Annotated in this window: 18 protein-coding genes; 9 read left to right on the top strand and 9 right to left on the bottom strand. The window is 70.3% G+C overall.

From position 1 onward, the window contains the following. Window positions 1-4: 4 nt before the first annotated feature. The 3 genes from ACFWRO_RS09105 to ACFWRO_RS09095 all read right to left on the bottom strand — a co-directional run bounded on the left by ACFWRO_RS09105 (window position 5) and on the right by ACFWRO_RS09095 (window position 1,995). Window positions 5-1,483, bottom strand: a complete 1,479-nt coding sequence (locus tag ACFWRO_RS09105) for an alpha/beta hydrolase (protein ID WP_384506513.1) — start codon at window positions 1,481-1,483, stop codon at window positions 5-7. Between the two features lie 90 nt (window positions 1,484-1,573). Further along, window positions 1,574-1,777, bottom strand: a complete 204-nt coding sequence (locus ACFWRO_RS09100; protein WP_384507180.1) for a hypothetical protein — start codon at window positions 1,775-1,777, stop codon at window positions 1,574-1,576. A 2-nt stretch (window positions 1,778-1,779) separates the two neighbouring features. Continuing rightward, complete coding sequence (locus ACFWRO_RS09095; protein WP_384506510.1) at window positions 1,780-1,995, bottom strand: hypothetical protein; 216 nt, start codon at window positions 1,993-1,995, stop codon at window positions 1,780-1,782. Between the two features lie 121 nt (window positions 1,996-2,116). Between ACFWRO_RS09095 and ACFWRO_RS09090 the strand changes: the two genes are divergently transcribed. The 3 genes from ACFWRO_RS09090 to ACFWRO_RS09080 all read left to right on the top strand — a co-directional run bounded on the left by ACFWRO_RS09090 (window position 2,117) and on the right by ACFWRO_RS09080 (window position 4,274). Further along, complete coding sequence (locus ACFWRO_RS09090; RefSeq protein WP_384506507.1) at window positions 2,117-2,965, top strand: Scr1 family TA system antitoxin-like transcriptional regulator; 849 nt, start codon at window positions 2,117-2,119, stop codon at window positions 2,963-2,965. Next, window positions 2,946-3,215, top strand: a complete 270-nt coding sequence (locus tag ACFWRO_RS09085) for a DUF397 domain-containing protein (RefSeq protein ID WP_384506505.1) — start codon at window positions 2,946-2,948, stop codon at window positions 3,213-3,215. The genes ACFWRO_RS09090 and ACFWRO_RS09085 overlap by 20 nt, the downstream gene beginning before the upstream one ends. Window positions 3,216-3,671: 456 nt before the next feature. Beyond that, entirely contained in the window at window positions 3,672-4,274 is a 603-nt protein-coding gene (locus tag ACFWRO_RS09080; RefSeq protein ID WP_384506502.1) for a hypothetical protein, read from the top strand. 68 nt (window positions 4,275-4,342) lie between these two features. On the opposite strand, the gene ACFWRO_RS09075 is transcribed toward ACFWRO_RS09080, so the two are convergent. Continuing rightward, on the bottom strand, window positions 4,343-4,594 hold the full coding sequence (locus tag ACFWRO_RS09075) for a hypothetical protein (protein ID WP_384506499.1): 252 nt from the start codon (window positions 4,592-4,594) through the stop codon (window positions 4,343-4,345). A 130-nt stretch (window positions 4,595-4,724) separates the two neighbouring features. Here ACFWRO_RS09075 and ACFWRO_RS09070 point away from each other — a divergent pair, with 130 nt between their 5' ends. From ACFWRO_RS09070 to ACFWRO_RS09055, 4 genes are all read left to right on the top strand, one after another. Continuing rightward, the gene (locus ACFWRO_RS09070) at window positions 4,725-5,603 is read left to right on the top strand and encodes an RCC1 domain-containing protein (RefSeq protein WP_384506496.1); all 879 of its coding nucleotides are present in this window, start codon (window positions 4,725-4,727) and stop codon (window positions 5,601-5,603) included. A gap of 86 nt (window positions 5,604-5,689) precedes the next feature. Beyond that, on the top strand, window positions 5,690-6,238 hold the full coding sequence (locus ACFWRO_RS09065; protein ID WP_384506494.1) for a hypothetical protein: 549 nt from the start codon (window positions 5,690-5,692) through the stop codon (window positions 6,236-6,238). Window positions 6,239-7,026: 788 nt separating this feature from the next. Next, window positions 7,027-7,872, top strand: coding sequence for a hypothetical protein (locus tag ACFWRO_RS09060; protein ID WP_384506491.1), 846 nt, complete (start codon window positions 7,027-7,029; stop codon window positions 7,870-7,872). A 56-nt stretch (window positions 7,873-7,928) separates the two neighbouring features. After that, complete coding sequence (locus ACFWRO_RS09055) at window positions 7,929-8,606, top strand: Uma2 family endonuclease (RefSeq protein ID WP_384506488.1); 678 nt, start codon at window positions 7,929-7,931, stop codon at window positions 8,604-8,606. Window positions 8,607-8,637: 31 nt separating this feature from the next. Here ACFWRO_RS09055 and ACFWRO_RS09050 read toward each other — a convergent pair whose 3' ends face one another. Continuing rightward, window positions 8,638-9,267, bottom strand: a complete 630-nt coding sequence (locus ACFWRO_RS09050) for a cysteine hydrolase family protein (protein WP_384506486.1) — start codon at window positions 9,265-9,267, stop codon at window positions 8,638-8,640. Between the two features lie 101 nt (window positions 9,268-9,368). Between ACFWRO_RS09050 and ACFWRO_RS09045 the strand changes: the two genes are divergently transcribed. Further along, complete coding sequence (locus ACFWRO_RS09045) at window positions 9,369-10,397, top strand: GlxA family transcriptional regulator (RefSeq protein WP_384506483.1); 1,029 nt, start codon at window positions 9,369-9,371, stop codon at window positions 10,395-10,397. On the opposite strand, the gene ACFWRO_RS09040 is transcribed toward ACFWRO_RS09045, so the two are convergent. Continuing rightward, a complete protein-coding gene (locus ACFWRO_RS09040; RefSeq protein WP_384506481.1) occupies window positions 10,372-10,794 on the bottom strand; it encodes a DUF2000 family protein in 423 nt (140 codons plus the stop codon). The two genes, ACFWRO_RS09045 and ACFWRO_RS09040, sit on opposite strands and share 26 nt — an antisense overlap. A gap of 75 nt (window positions 10,795-10,869) precedes the next feature. Here ACFWRO_RS09040 and ACFWRO_RS09035 point away from each other — a divergent pair, with 75 nt between their 5' ends. After that, window positions 10,870-11,685: an AraC family transcriptional regulator gene (locus ACFWRO_RS09035; protein WP_384506479.1), complete on the top strand. Its 816-nt coding sequence runs from the start codon at window positions 10,870-10,872 to the stop codon at window positions 11,683-11,685. On the opposite strand, the gene ACFWRO_RS09030 is transcribed toward ACFWRO_RS09035, so the two are convergent. Genes ACFWRO_RS09030 through ACFWRO_RS09020 form a run of 3 tightly spaced genes read right to left on the bottom strand, consistent with a single transcriptional unit; the run spans window position 11,663 to window position 13,661 of the window. Continuing rightward, a complete protein-coding gene (locus ACFWRO_RS09030; protein WP_384506476.1) occupies window positions 11,663-12,598 on the bottom strand; it encodes a hypothetical protein in 936 nt (311 codons plus the stop codon). The genes ACFWRO_RS09035 and ACFWRO_RS09030 overlap by 23 nt on opposite strands. A 50-nt stretch (window positions 12,599-12,648) precedes the next feature. Next, window positions 12,649-13,197: a GNAT family N-acetyltransferase gene (locus ACFWRO_RS09025; RefSeq protein ID WP_384506473.1), complete on the bottom strand. Its 549-nt coding sequence runs from the start codon at window positions 13,195-13,197 to the stop codon at window positions 12,649-12,651. Continuing rightward, complete coding sequence (locus tag ACFWRO_RS09020; RefSeq protein ID WP_384506471.1) at window positions 13,194-13,661, bottom strand: SRPBCC family protein; 468 nt, start codon at window positions 13,659-13,661, stop codon at window positions 13,194-13,196. The genes ACFWRO_RS09025 and ACFWRO_RS09020 overlap by 4 nt, the downstream gene beginning before the upstream one ends. Window positions 13,662-13,829: the final 168 nt, after the last annotated feature.

The following is a 13,829-nucleotide window of genomic DNA, read 5'->3' as shown; positions in this document are numbered from 1 at the left end:
CCGCCTAGCCGCAGTACGCGTCCCCCGCCGGCCGCTCCCCCGTCATCAGGAACGTCGTCACGGCGGCGTTCCCGCAGGCGTTGCCGTTGCTCAGGTACATGCCGTGGCCGCCCTTGTCGACGGTGACCAGCCGGGCGCGGGTGCCCAGGGCCTCGCGCATCTTCAGGCCGCTCGCGTGCGGGGTCGACGGGTCGCGGAGGCTCTGGATCATGAGGATGTTGGAGGGGCCCCGATCGGTAATGCGGGTCGGCTTCTCGGTCGGGGGCTGCCAGAAGGAGCAGGGAGTCATGTTGGCCGGCATGCCCGCCGTCAGCGGGTGGCGGGCGCGGTCGGCGGCTACGGCGCGCTCGTGGGCGCGTACCGAACCGGGCCATTTCACGTCGTTGCAGATCACGGCGACGCTGAGCGCCGCGTCCGAGTCCGGCATCGGGGCGGTCGACTGCGCGGGCAGGACGGGAACCCCCTCCGGGGCCCGGGCCGACCGGACCAGTTCCGCGAAGGACGCGAACGCGGTGTCGGAGTAGAGGGCGTTCTGCAGCGCCTGCCGGAGAATGTTCCCGGTCAGCGGGACACCCGACGTCGTCGACTCCTTCGGCTCGCGGTCCAGGCGCGCCGCGAGTTCGAGTATCAACGACCGTACGCCAGACGGCTGTTCCGCCAAGCGCAACTCACCCCGCGCCGGGTCCGCCGCCCACACCGCGAAGTCCGGGAAGCGGTCCTCCGCGCCCTTCGCCATGTCCGCGAGCCACCCCCGCGCGACCCGCTCCGGGTTCGGGTCGGCGCTGCTGTCGAGCACCCAACGGTCCGTCCGGTGCGGGTACTTCGTCGCGTACACCGCCCCCACGTACGTCCCGTACGACACCCCCCACGCCGACAGCTTCTCCTCCCCGAGCGCCTGCCGGAACCGGTCCAGGTCCCGCGCCTGGTTCGCCGTGGTGAAGCTGCGCAGACGCTCACCGCCGTTGCGCAGACAGGCCTCGGCGGTCCGCCGGGACCGTTCGACGTTCTCGTCGATCGACCCGTCCGCGGCCGGCCACGACCGCAGGGTCACCATCCGCCGGTCCTCCGGGTCGAGCCCGCAGTTCGCCGTCGAACTCCCACCGACCCCACGCGGGTCGAACGCCACCAGGTCGTACGCCCCGCCCAGCTCCTCGACCAGCGCCGCACCCTTCTGCGAGAGCCGCTGCACCCCCGAACTGCCGGGCCCGCCCGGGATCACGACCAGCGTCCCGCGCCGCACCTCGGGCCGCTCGCTGCGGATCCGGGACACCGCGAGGGAGAGCCGTGGACCGGCCGGGTCGGCGTAATCCTGCGGTACGGAGAGCGTGGCGCACTCCTGACCGAGGCCCGCCGGCCCGCACGGCTTCCAGGAGAGGCCGGGCGTGGCGGATGCCGATGCGGCGGCGCCGGGGGCGACGGCGAGCGTGGCCGCGACGGCGGCGGAAAGAGCGAGAACCAGGCTGGTGCGTCCGTAAGTCGTCATGGACGCAGCCTCTTCGATCAGACGCCCACGCCCCATCCGGCCGGCAGGCGGACCGGAGGTAGGGTCAACCCCACCTGCCACATGGGGACTTCATGGCAGCCGCCCCTCACGGTTGAGAGCCCGCACCCGAGCCCGAAGCACCTCTCCTGGCAGCGCGGGACTGAGCAACTCGGCCGGGCAGTCCCACTCCCGCCCACCACCCGGCGGCCTCAGCTGCACGCAGGGCCCCACACACCCCATGACCCGCCCGATCCGCCCGTCACGCGTGTCCACGACGTACGCCCCGATGTTCATGCTCACCGCCGGACCTCATTCAGAACCGCCGCGAGCCGCAACGCGGTGTCGAGGTTGCACCGCCCGAGCTCGACAAGCGGATACGCCTCACCGGTCCCGGCCATCGTGAGCGGGTCGACACCGAGGGAGGGCAGGGCGACGCCGAGGGCGTCGAACTCACCCTTGAGCTGACTGACGACTTCCTGAACGGCTTGCAGACGCTCAAGCGAAGTAGGCATTTTAGGGGCCTTTCCACTCTGTGTATCGGTTTCGACTACACCGAGTGTCCGGATGGAGAAGACTGGGGAACAGTGGTGCAGCCCCAACAACCCCAGATGTGCAAGCGGGAGTTGATGACCCATGGCCACGGCCGGACAGAGGAAGCCAGACCCGTCGACCTCACCCAGGGCGATAATCGGCGCGGAACTGCGCCACGCGCGGGAACGGAAGGGCCTGAGCCAGGAAGCGCTGGGCGAACTGCTCTTCGTGAGCGGCTCGTACATCGGCCAGATGGAGGCGGGTACGAGACGGATCCGACCGGAGATCGCGTCCCAACTGGACGAGCTGTTGGGAACGGACGGCTTCTTCACGCGCAACTGCCCGGCGGCGAACAAGTCCAAGTACCCGGACCACTTCGCCGAGGCGGCGGAGGCGGAAGCGGTGGCGCAGACGATCAAGGAGTTCGAGCCACTGCTGATCCCCGGCTTGGTGCAGACGCCGGCGTATGCACGGGAGCTCTTTCGCGCGTATCGGCCCACGGCTACCGAGGCAGAGATCGACGAGCTCGTCGACGGGAGGCTGGCTCGTGGCCGACTGCTGGACGACCCAACAAAGCCGTTGTTGTGGATGGTGATGGGAGAAGCGGCGCTTCGCCAGGTGGTGGGTGGACCGGGCGTGATGGCCGAGGCGTTACGGCATGTGGCGGCGCTGGCACGGCGCCACAGGGTGATCGTGCAGGTGCTCCCCTTCGCGGCGGGGGCCCACGCATCTCTGGGCGGTCCGCTCAAGCTGATGTGCTTCGAGGACGCCCCTCCCTTGGCGTACTTGCAGGGCCTCGGGTCAGGCCGCCTGGAGGATGACCCTGCCACCGTCGCCCGCCACACTCTCACCTACGAACTCGTAAGCGCATCCGCGCTGTCACCTCGCGAGTCCCTGGCCCTGATCGAGTCCGTGGCGGAGGATTACGCCCATGAAGATCAACGCTCCTGAGTACGACCTGAGCACAGCAATCTGGTTCAAGTCCAGCTTCAGCGACGGCACCGGCGGCGACTGCGTCGAAGTCGCCACCTGGCGCAAGTCCTCGTACAGCGCCGGCGACGGCAGTAACTGCCTGGAGGTCTCCGACGACCACCCCGGCATCGTCCCCGTCCGCGACTCCAAGACCCCCGCCGGGCCGAAGCTCGTGTTTCGGGTCGCCGCCTGGACAGCGTTCATCGAGGGCGTTACGGGACCCCGCTGAGTGAAGCGAGTCGGGGACCAACCGGCCGGCGCACACTGCCGCCGCGCACCCCGGTTGGTCTCTGACGGCTCCCGGTGGTGACCGCCCCCGCGAGTCTCTGGACTGGCCGCCCTCTCTCCGAGTGTGGCGGGTTCCACCGGCGCCTCAAGGGCGCTCCTTCGTCGCGTCGCTTCGCGATGGCCTACGGCCACCCTTGACCCGCCGCCTCCACCCGCCCTTTCACACTCGGAGGGCGGCCCGGGGTGGGGGCCAAGCGCGGAAGCAGGGTTCGTGACTGGGCCCGGCTCAGCGCCTGCGGGCGAGTGAGGGGTAGGCGCGGCAGTGGAATGGGGCGGTGGCGGCACCGGCTCAGCGGCGGACGGCGGTCGTCGGGCCGGGACTCATGCCCCGCCGGTAGCCGCACGGTGGGGGTGCGCCACACTCACGTATCCCGACCGCCCAATGGCAAGGAGCACGGTGGAAACGACGGTGCGGCAACCCCGGAAGCGCGCACGCGGCCTCGTGCTGGCAGCGGTACTGATCTCCCTGGCCGAGCTGACCGGCTGGTGGTGCAGCCGGGACGGCGGTCTGCGTCTGGTGGCGCAGGTGTTCCACCACCCTTTGCTGTTCGGCGTGTTGGTCGTGGGATTGCTGACGGCGGCCGTGTTCGTCGGGGTGCGCAGCCTGGTCGTCCGCATCCTCACCGGCATAGCGGCCGGGCTCGCGGCCGTCGCGGCGATGCCCTTCTTCCTCTTCGGTCTCTTCGGTCTCACCGAAGAGACGTCGGACAGGACGGCCCCCGGCCTAACCGACCGGCACCTCGTGATCGAAGAGGGATCGGACATGATCGACCCGCTTTGGTGGGTCTACGTCGACGAGGGCTGGGGCCCGACCCAGCGTCGCTGGAAGGTGGGCTACTTCAACGGCGACGACTACACCAACGGCCTGTACGAAGCGCACTGGGCAGGGCCCAACCAGATACGCCTGGTCACCGGTGACCCAGCCGAAGGGTCTCAGGTCCATCTCATCGACCTCGACCCCGAGACCGGCAAGCCTCTGCGCACCCTGACGATGGGCTAGGCCCATCACGGGTCGCACGCCCCGGACCCCGAACTCGGGCCGGCGGGCTCAGCACACCGAAGAGCCGCTCACTCGGCTTCGATCATGTCGCCGGCGACGCAGACGAATCCCTTCACGAGGGCATGCGCACGTCGGCCGGCTCGGACCGCGCCGACCACGCTGCCGTCGCGCGGGAAGATGACGACCTCGGCGACCTCCGCCCCCTCGCGGAGGATCTTCACACGGTCCCCGGCCCTGAAGTCCCCCTCGATGGGGTCGATGTAAACGGCACTGTCCCCCTTCCCGAAGACAAAGACATCCGTGACCTCGGCCCGGTTCATCCGCCGACCTTCCATCAGTACCCACGTTCCTTCATGGTGGCGATCTCAGCCTGTGGAAGGCGCCATCGCGCCAGTCCAAAGTAGGGTGACATCCCACGCCGCGAGCTCGCGCCAAGCACAAGGAGGCGGAATGCTCGCCAACTCGTCGGCGCTGGCGGCCGGAAGGCGTCATTCGGTCGGACGGCGCTGGGATGGAACCGTTCTCGCCGTGGGCAATTCCGCAGCCGCTGAATGTCGTGTCGAGCGATGGGAAGACGTCGTCGCGGTGGCAGCAGGCAACGTCCATACCGCGACGAACACGGGCAGGTCTCATACGGTGGGACTCCGGTCGGACGGCACGGTGCTGGCAACGGGGTGGAATGGCGATGGGCAATGTGATGTCGCTGGATGGCGAGGCGTCACGGCCGTGGCCGCGGGCTGGCGCCGCACACTCGGGCTGTTCGCCAATGGCCGCGTGCTAGCGGTTGGCCGGAGTTCAGAAGGACAGTGTGCCGTGCAGTCCTGGCGCGAGATGGTCGTCCTCTCGTGTGGTGACTGGCACTCGGTCGGCGTCCGGTCGGACGGTTCTGCACTGGCCGCGGGAAGCAACCGAAGACGGCAGTGCGCCGTTGAAGGGTGGCGTGACCTAGCAGCCATTTCGGCTGGGTATCTCCATACCGTCGGCCTCAGAGCTGACGGGCGGGCAGTAGCGACCGGCGACCGGGCAACCGGAGCGTGCGAGGTCGATGACTGGGAAGACGTGGTGGCGCTCAGCGCGGGCAGCTACCACACCGTCGGGGTCACTGCGTCCGGACTGGTCCTCGCAGCGGGAGACAACAGCTACCGACAGTGCGAAGTCGGCGATTGGCGCGACATTGTCGCCGTGGCGGCCGGTTCAACGCACAGCCTTGGCCTGCGCTCCAACGGCACAGTCGTGACCGCCGGGAATAATGCCGACAGCCAGTGCGAAGTCGATGCCTGGTCCGGAGTCAGCTTCCACAGCCCTCAGGACCGCGCCAACACAAACTGAACTACCGTCAATTCCCAGCCTTGGAAACCTCATTCTGATTCTGGTCAGGAGATCACCCGAACTGCCACCCGGGGTACGGTCTACACGTGATCTACCTGATAGGCGGCCCGCCGCGGGTGGGCAAGAGCACCCTCGCGTGGATGCTGCTGGAACGGGACGGCATCCCGGGATGCCCGACGGACGCTCTGGTTTCGATGCTGCAGCGCGCCGCGCCCGAGCACGGCGTGCGCCACGGCACGCACCCGGACAAGGCCGTACCGGCGCAGCCCTTCCTCGTCGAGTTCATCCGTGCCACTGCGGAGAGCCTGGACGACTCCGATCCCCTGGACGGCTATGTGGTCGAGGGCGACATCGTCACGCCGGCGGCGGCCACCGCCGCCGCTGGTCTCGGGATGCCATTGAGCTGCGTCTTCCTCGGGAACGCGGAGCTGACCACCGAACACTTGAGGGCCGCCCCGGACTGGCTCGACGGAGCCGATGACACCACCTACCGGGAGATCGCCGCGTGGGTCAGGGAACAAAGCACTGCCCTGCGTGAAGCCTGCGCGGCCAGCGGACACGTCTACGTCGAGTTGGGGGATGGCTACACCCAGGGCCTTGAGAGGGCCTATTCGATACTGGTGGAGAGGCGCTGACCCGGGCGTCCGCCGCCGAGTGCACGTTTGCCCCCGAAGTCGCCACCCAGCACCCGATTTGCCCGGCTACGACCGCAGTTCACGCGAGACCATGCCGAGTTCGGCGCACTTAGGGCACGAACGACGGCCGCAATCAGCGGGGCATGAGGCCCGACCGAACGACGACCGCCGCCCGCTGAGCCGGTGCCGAGCCGCCCCACTCCACTGCCGCGCACCCAGAGCCGACCCCACGCCAACTCCCCCACCCCCGCCACAAACCGAGCCCCCACCCACCGGACGCGAGGGACCCGCCCGGCCGGAGCGATACCCGGCCCCCACCCCACCGGGCCGCCACCCCGCTCCGCCACCGCAGCGATCCCCGGCCTGCCCGGTGGCCACGCCCCCGGCCGCCCCCCGAGTAAAAGCAAGCGACCGGAGGTGGTGGGTCAAGGGTGGAGCGGAGCGGAATCGGCGCAGCCGACGCGACGAAGGAGCGCCCTTGACGCACCACCTCCGGTCGCCACACTCAGAACGAGGGCGGCCGAACCAGAAGCCCACCAACGCCCCCGCCACGACCGCCTCGGAGACCCGAAGCTCAAGCTCCGAGCTTCGAGCGCTGTTCTACGGAATGGGTACGGGGCTTGGGATCAACCCGCCCACCCACCCCCGGAGTTGACTCTCCGCGAGCAATTTGCCACCCAGCGTCATATGCCTCTACGGTGAGTGAACACGTGAATAAGAAACGGCCCCCGCAAGGTGCTACCAACACCTGCGAGGGCCTCACCAACCAGATCGAGAAGGTTCGATCCATGGCTGATGCCGAGTTTAGTGCTGAGCTCCACCCCCTCGCCAACCCCGGCTACGGCAAGCGTTCCACGCCGTACCAACTCCCGCCCTCCTCAACCGACTTCGCGCACCTCCCGCCCCGCGAAGCCGCCATCGCCGCCTACATCGACCGGCTGCTCGACGGCAGCGACATCTCGGTGAAGATGCTGGCCAAGCACCTCCCCTACGGCCAGTGCGCGCTGCGCACCGCCCTCACCCGCATCACCCGAACCGGCCATCTGCGCCGGGGCCGCGAGTGCCTCGACGGACTCTGGATCACCCGAACGTGGTGGTCCCGTACGGCCCGTGACGACGCCTGGTGGGCGGCCTTCCAGCGCGGCGACGTGCCGAAGCAGAAGCCCACCCGTTCCCGCGCCTACGTCCTCCTCGCCGCCCTCGGCCGTACGAACTCCGCGATGTCCCTCTCCCACGCGGAGTGCCAGGCCCTCGCGCCCCTGGTCAACGAGTGGTTCACCCGGGACGCCACCGAGGACGACGTCACGCGCGCCCTCACCACCGGCCTCCCGACCCCCGTCCACCACCCGGCGGCCCTCGCCCGCAAGCGCCTGGCGACGAAACTCCCACCGGAGCCGATCCGCCGCCGCGACCGCCCACCCCTCCGCCTCCTGGAGTGCGCCAAGTGCGGCGCGCCGGCCTACGCCCACCTCCTCAGGGACGGCGAATGCGGCCCCTGCCACGGCGAATCCGCACCCACAGCCGCACCCACAGCCACGCCCCCACCCAACACCCGCCGCACCCCCGTCCTCCCCGCCGCCCGTGTCCGCGCCCACGCGGCGGCCATCCGCGCCCGCGAAGGGACTCACACATGACGGTTCAACTCGTCCGCGCCGACGACGGGGCACGATGGAGGGGAGGAGGCGACGCCATGACCCCCAGCACCGCCGATGACCGCCCGGACATGTCCATCGAGGACTTCGAGGAACTCGCCGACCGCGCCCCCGAAGGCGTGAAGCTCGAGTTTCTGAACGGCCGGCTGGTCGTCAAGTACGGGCCGATCGACATCGATGACTTCAAGGAACTCGCCCGAGTTGCCCCCGAGGGCGTCACCCTCGAACTGATCAACGGAGAACTGAGGGTCAAGCCCGTGCCGGACGGCGATCACGCGGAGATCTACATGTGGCTCATGCGACAGTGCATGCAGCACCGTCCCGAGCTCGGCCTCTACCCGGAGTGGGGCATGGCGATCAAGACGTACCGCAAGGGCGTCGCGAGGCCGGACGGAACCCTCGCTCCACTCGGGCACTTCGCGGCCAAGGCGGAGTGGGGCGACCCCGAGGGCGTTCTCATGGTTGTCGAGATCACCTCTTACGACTCCGACACCCACCGACGCGACCGCATCGAGAAGCGCGACGGCTATGCCACCGCCGAGATCCCCGTCTATCTCCTCGTCGACCGCGACGCCGGCTCAGTCGTCGTCTTCAGCGAACCCCGCCACGGCGTCTACCAGCACCGCGCCGCCCACCCCTTCGGCGACACCGTCCGACTCCCCGGCCCCGTAGACATCACCCTCGACACGGAGAAGCTCAAGGACTACGTCCACTGAGATGAGCGGGGACGGGCCGGCTCAGCCCAGCTCACCGCAGCTCCGCCCCCGACGCCACCACCACCCCATACAAGTCACCGATCGTCGCCAGCGCACTGTGGTGAAGCTGCTCGGCGGTGACAGTGGCGACCGTGGCGACCCCCGCGATCCCCGTACGCAGGGGTCGGGTCGCGCAGGCGTCGGCGATGACGGTGGGGCGGTTTCCGCGCAGGAACGCGCCTTCGGCGGTGAACGTCACGCACATGTGGGTCATGAACCCGGCGATGACGACGTCCTTGTGCCCGGCCGCGTCGACGTGCTCGGCCAGGTCGGTGTTCACGAACGCGTTCGGGACGTGCTTCACGACGACGGCCTCGTCCTCGACGGGCGCCACGCTCGGGTGGATCTCGCCGATCTCGGCCCGGATGTCGTACGGGGTTCCCTCGCCGCCGTCGTTGACGACGTGGATCACCGTCGCGCCCGCCTCGCGCGCCCGCCCGAGCAGCTCGGCGGCCGCTTCGAGCGCGGGCTGCCAGCCGGACAGCTCCATCACGCCGCGCGTGTACGTGTTCTGGTAGTCGACGAGGATCAGCGTCGCGTCGGCAAGGGACGCGGGCGTGTCGTCGAAGCCGTTCAGCTCACGCAGCGTCGTGGACCCACCAGTGGTCGTGCTCGTACCCATCGAAGTACCCCTTGTTCGGTGTCATTCGCTCCGTCTGAAACGCTATGGCCGACCATGACGCGTCGGCAATGTCACCCAACTTGCAGATACGGACATCGAGAATGAGCCCTAGCCCGGTGGAACACCTCATCGTCATCGTCCTCTTCGACGGCGTCGATCTCCTCGACGTCACCGGCCCGCCCGAGGTCTTCGCGCTCCTGCGCCGCGAGACGGAGGACGCGGCCGGCTACCGCGTCCTCCTGGCCGCCGAGACCATGGACCCGGTCACGACGTCCGCCGGGGTACGGATCCTCCCCGACGTCACCTTCGACGAGGCCCTCGCCCGTAGTACGGACACCCTCCTGGTCCCCGGCTCCGTCGAGGTCCAGACCGACGCGGACGGGCAGCGCCGCGTGCACGCGCTCGCCGACCCGGCGGTCGTCGACCGGGTCCGTGCCCTCGCCGCCCGGACCCGCCGGGTCACGTCCGTCTGCGTCGGCGCGCACATCCTCGCCGCCGCCGGGCTGCTCGACGGCAAGCGCGCCACCACCCACTGGTCGACCGCGCGGCAACTCGCCGCCGAACACCCGCTGGTCGAGGTCGACGCCGACCCGATCTTCATCCGCGAGGGTGACGTGTGGACCGGCGCCGGGATCAGCGCCTGCCTCGACCTCTCGCTCGCCCTCGTCGCCGAGGACTTCGGCGAGACCGTCGCGCTGCGCGTCGCCCGCCAGCTGGTCATGTACCTCAAACGCCCCAGCGGCCAGAGCCAGTTCAGCGTCCCGCTCGAACCGGTCTCCACGACCCGGCGCGTCGAGGACCTCCGCCACCACATCACCCGCAACCTCGCCGAACCCCTCACGGTCGACGACCTCGCCACGTACGCGAACGTCAGCAGCCGCCAGCTCACCCGGATCTTCAAGGACGAACTCGGCATGACCCCGGGCGTCTACATCGAGGCCGCCCGCGTCGAACGCGCCCGCGCCACCCTCGAAACCTCGGACGACACCCTCGAACGCATCGCGTCCACCTGCGGCTTCGGCACGACGGACACCCTCATCCGAGCCTTCCGCCGCCGCCTCGACACCACCCCGACCGAATACCGCCACCGCTTCCGCACTGAACCTACGGGTGCATCCGCGCGCCCTTGAGCGCCTTGTCGACCGCGTTGCGGGGGCCGTACACGGCGAGGCCGACCACGTCGAGGCCGGCCGTCGGGACCGCGCGTACCGCGGCCCGGTTGTCGCGGTCGTTGCCGGTGGTGAAGAGGTCGGCGGTGAAGACCGCGCGGGGCAGGGCGCGTGACAGTACGCGGGCGTGCGCGGCGGTCAGGGTCTCCTTCGCCCCCTCGAAGACGAGGACCGGCTGCCGGAACATCGGCAGGTAGGAGACGTCGTCACCGTCGGCGTACGGCTCGCCGATCACCTCGGGGAGTTCGGTGCCGAGGCCGCTGACCAGGAACGCGGTGACGTTCAGCCGCTGCCAGGTCTCCAGGTCCTCACGCAGCAGCACGGCGATCTTGTTGTCGAAGCGTACGTCGTTGCTCATGCCTCGAGACTGCCCGTCGCCCCGCCACCGCTTCTTGTACGTTCTTGGCATGGTGGCAAGGTGACGCGTGAAACGGTGACCGCTTGGCGCCCGCGGATCCCCGGGGTCGTGGAGGTCTTCCACGCCCACTTCACCGAGCACGCGTACCCGATGCACGTCCACGACGCGTGGACGCTGCTGATCGTCGACGACGGCGCCGTCCGCTACGACCTCGACCGGCGCGAGCACGGCACCCCGCACGACACGGTGTCGCTGCTCCCGCCCCAGGTCCCGCACAACGGCTCCCCCGCCACCGACCGCGGCTTCCGCAAACGGGTGCTCTACCTGGACCTGACCCAGCTGGACGAGAGCTTCATCGGCCCGGCCGTGGACGGCCCCGACCTCGCCGACCCGCTGCTCCGCGCCCGGGTCGCGCGGCTGCACGCGGCGCTGGCGCACCCGGGCGACGAGCTGGAGGCGGAGAGCCGTCTCGCCCTGATCGCCGAACGCCTCCGCAGCCACCTGCGCCCCCGCCTCGCCCCCGCCCTCACCCCCACTCCCGTCGCCACCAACGGTGTACGGGGCGTGGCTCACACCCTGCGCGAGCTCCTCGACGCCCGGCTCGAGGAGGGCGTAAGCCTGGAGGAAGCCGCGCGGCTCCTGCACGCCCACCCCACCCACCTGGTACGGGCGTTCACCACGGCCTTCGGCATCGCCCCGCACCAGTACGTGACGTCCCGCCGCGTCACCCGGGCCCGCGGTCTCCTCCTCGCCGGCCGTCCCGTCGCGGAGGTGGCCACGGAGACGGGTTTCTACGACCAGTCGCACCTGACCCGCCACTTCAAACGCCACGTCGGCACGACCCCGGGACGCTTCGCTCAGACGACAGTCAGAAGCCGCTCGCACAACTAAAGCCACCCCCGCTGTACCCACCCGAGCCGCTGGTCCCGCTCCCGCCCGTGCTCCAGCGGGAGGTGGAAGGCGGTGGAGGCGGGGGCTCCGTGAGCGTGCGGTAGTTCTCGTAGAACAGCTCCTGCCACCAGTTCCGGAACGCGACGCCCGCCTCCCGCCGTGCCTCCCGCAGCGCGGCGCGGTCCCAGACGACGTCGGGCAGGTTCAGGTCCAGGAGCGCCCGCCGCAGGCCCGCCAGGTCGACGCCCGCGCCGTCCCCCTCCCGCGCCCGCGCCGGCAGCTCGGCGCTGTGGACGTCGTGCCGGAAGACGTGCACCGTGCGCCGGCCGCCCTCCGCGCCCTCCGCGTCCACCACGCACCAGCCCCACACCGCCCGCTCCGCGAGCCGCGCCCTCCGCGCGCGCTCCTTCGCCCTCAGCCGCTCCCGCTCGCGGATCTCCGCCGCCACCCTCTCCTGCTCGGCCCGGACCGCCGCGCGGATCTCCTCGCCCACAGGCGCGTACGCAACGAAGGCCTCCGCCAGCACCCGCTCGTAACGCCCCCGGGTCTCCGCCCAGGCGTCGAGCGCGCGCCGCAGGGCCAGCGGTCTCCGCCACGGGAGGGCGACGACCCTGGCGTGGGCGGCGCGGAGTTCGGCGCTGATCGTGTCCACGGTCCTGACGTGGAGGACGGCGGCGTTCACCCAGCGGCGGCACTCCTCCGGAGTGCACGGGACGAGCGCCCCCGAAGCGTCGTGGAGGCCCGGGGTGCGTACGGAGAAGTAGGGGCCTTCGTATCTGCTGGTCAGGAGGTAGTCGGGGAAGTTCTCGTAGACGTGGACCTTGCCCTCGACCCGTACGACCTGGTCCTCGCCGCCCTGACGGCCTGACAGCTCCCAGTAGTGGGAGAGGTGCGGTAATTCCGAGCGACGCATCGGCTCCACCCCCGCGGGTCGGGTTCCCCCATGCCCTTTCCCCCATGCCCTTACCCAGGGCTGCCCTCCCGCACCCGCCCGTACATCACCATGTCCCGCCGCTCGCCGCCCATTTCCTGCCAGGACCGCAGCAGTCCCTCCCGTACGAACCCGGACCGCTCGGCCGTCCGCGCCGAGGCCTCGTTCCAGGGTTCGACGAGCAACTGCAGGCGCGGGATGCCCAGTTCGCCCAGCGCCCAGGTGCTCACCGCCGTCAGCGCCGCCGCCGCGGCGCCCTCGCCCCGGCAGGAGGGGACGATCCAGTAGCCGAGGGTCGCGCGGCCCTCCGGGAGGTCGCGGAGCCAGAGGCCGATCATGCCCGCGGGGCGGGCGTCGCGGCGGCGGACGACCACGAAGGAGTAGCCCGCGCCCGTCTCCGCGCGGCTCCACTGCCTGCGGACGAACGCCTCGCCCTCCCCCTCCGAGTACACCGGCGGGACCGTGTTCGTCAGCGGGATGTACGGGTCCGTCGACGCCTCCTCCACGAGCGGCAGGTCCGCCCGCTCCCACGCCCGCAGCTCGTACGGCCCCGCGTCGAGCCGCGGCACGTCCAGGCTCACATCATCCCCAGGTACACCGCGAGCCGGTCGTACTCCTCCTTGATCCCGGCCTCCATGCCGGTCGCGAGGGCCTGGTCGCGGATCTCCGTCGACGGCCAGATCGACGTGCTCGTGAGCGCCGTGCCGCCGTCGGGGGTGTCGTCGAAGGTGAGGGTGACGTGCACCGGCGGGCCCGGCATCAGCTCGAAGACCTCGGTGTAGACGAGGCGCTCGTGCGGCAGGATCTCCTCGTACGTTCCGGAGAAGACGATCTCCCGGCCGTCGGGCGCCTTCTGGCCCCAGCGCCACGCGCCGCCGACTCGGAGGTCGATGTCGCAGACGGTCGTGGGCATCGCGGCCACGCCGTACCACTGGCGGACGTGCTCGGGCCGGGTCCAGGCCTCCCAGACGCGGGCGGGCGGGGCGTCGAAGGTGCGGGTGATCACCAGCTCGCGGTCGGTCGGTGTCGTCAGCAGCGTGATCATGGCTCGCTCCCGCCTTCCGTAGGCCGGTGGCGGCGGCTTTCCGTGGCCCGTGCCGCCCCCACCCCACCAGCATCACCCCGAACGCCCGAGGGCGGCACCCCCAGCAGGGAGTGCCGCCCTCAGTCGCGTACAGCTCGCGTACAGCCACAGCCGGAGCTGCGTGTCCGC

The organism is Streptomyces sp. NPDC058579 (genome assembly GCF_042718575.1).
In the GTDB taxonomy this organism is placed as follows: domain Bacteria; phylum Actinomycetota; class Actinomycetes; order Streptomycetales; family Streptomycetaceae; genus Streptomyces.
Note: the sequence above shows the minus strand (reverse complement) of the source record. Positions and strands in the feature narration are given on the sequence as shown.

Coding starts and splice junctions, on each gene's coding strand:
- ACFWRO_RS09105 (WP_384506513.1), bottom strand. CDS start 1,483: ATGACGACTTACGGACGCACCAGCCTGGTTCTCGCTCTTTCCGCCGCC.
- ACFWRO_RS09100 (WP_384507180.1), bottom strand. CDS start 1,777: ATGAACATCGGGGCGTACGTCGTGGACACGCGTGACGGGCGGATCGGG.
- ACFWRO_RS09095 (WP_384506510.1), bottom strand. CDS start 1,995: ATGCCTACTTCGCTTGAGCGTCTGCAAGCCGTTCAGGAAGTCGTCAGT.
- ACFWRO_RS09090 (WP_384506507.1), top strand. CDS start 2,117: ATGGCCACGGCCGGACAGAGGAAGCCAGACCCGTCGACCTCACCCAGG.
- ACFWRO_RS09085 (WP_384506505.1), top strand. CDS start 2,946: ATGAAGATCAACGCTCCTGAGTACGACCTGAGCACAGCAATCTGGTTC.
- ACFWRO_RS09075 (WP_384506499.1), bottom strand. CDS start 4,594: ATGAACCGGGCCGAGGTCACGGATGTCTTTGTCTTCGGGAAGGGGGAC.
- ACFWRO_RS09070 (WP_384506496.1), top strand. CDS start 4,725: ATGCTCGCCAACTCGTCGGCGCTGGCGGCCGGAAGGCGTCATTCGGTC.
- ACFWRO_RS09060 (WP_384506491.1), top strand. CDS start 7,027: ATGGCTGATGCCGAGTTTAGTGCTGAGCTCCACCCCCTCGCCAACCCC.
- ACFWRO_RS09055 (WP_384506488.1), top strand. CDS start 7,929: ATGACCCCCAGCACCGCCGATGACCGCCCGGACATGTCCATCGAGGAC.
- ACFWRO_RS09050 (WP_384506486.1), bottom strand. CDS start 9,267: ATGGGTACGAGCACGACCACTGGTGGGTCCACGACGCTGCGTGAGCTG.
- ACFWRO_RS09045 (WP_384506483.1), top strand. CDS start 9,369: ATGAGCCCTAGCCCGGTGGAACACCTCATCGTCATCGTCCTCTTCGAC.
- ACFWRO_RS09040 (WP_384506481.1), bottom strand. CDS start 10,794: ATGAGCAACGACGTACGCTTCGACAACAAGATCGCCGTGCTGCTGCGT.
- ACFWRO_RS09030 (WP_384506476.1), bottom strand. CDS start 12,598: ATGCGTCGCTCGGAATTACCGCACCTCTCCCACTACTGGGAGCTGTCA.
- ACFWRO_RS09020 (WP_384506471.1), bottom strand. CDS start 13,661: ATGATCACGCTGCTGACGACACCGACCGACCGCGAGCTGGTGATCACC.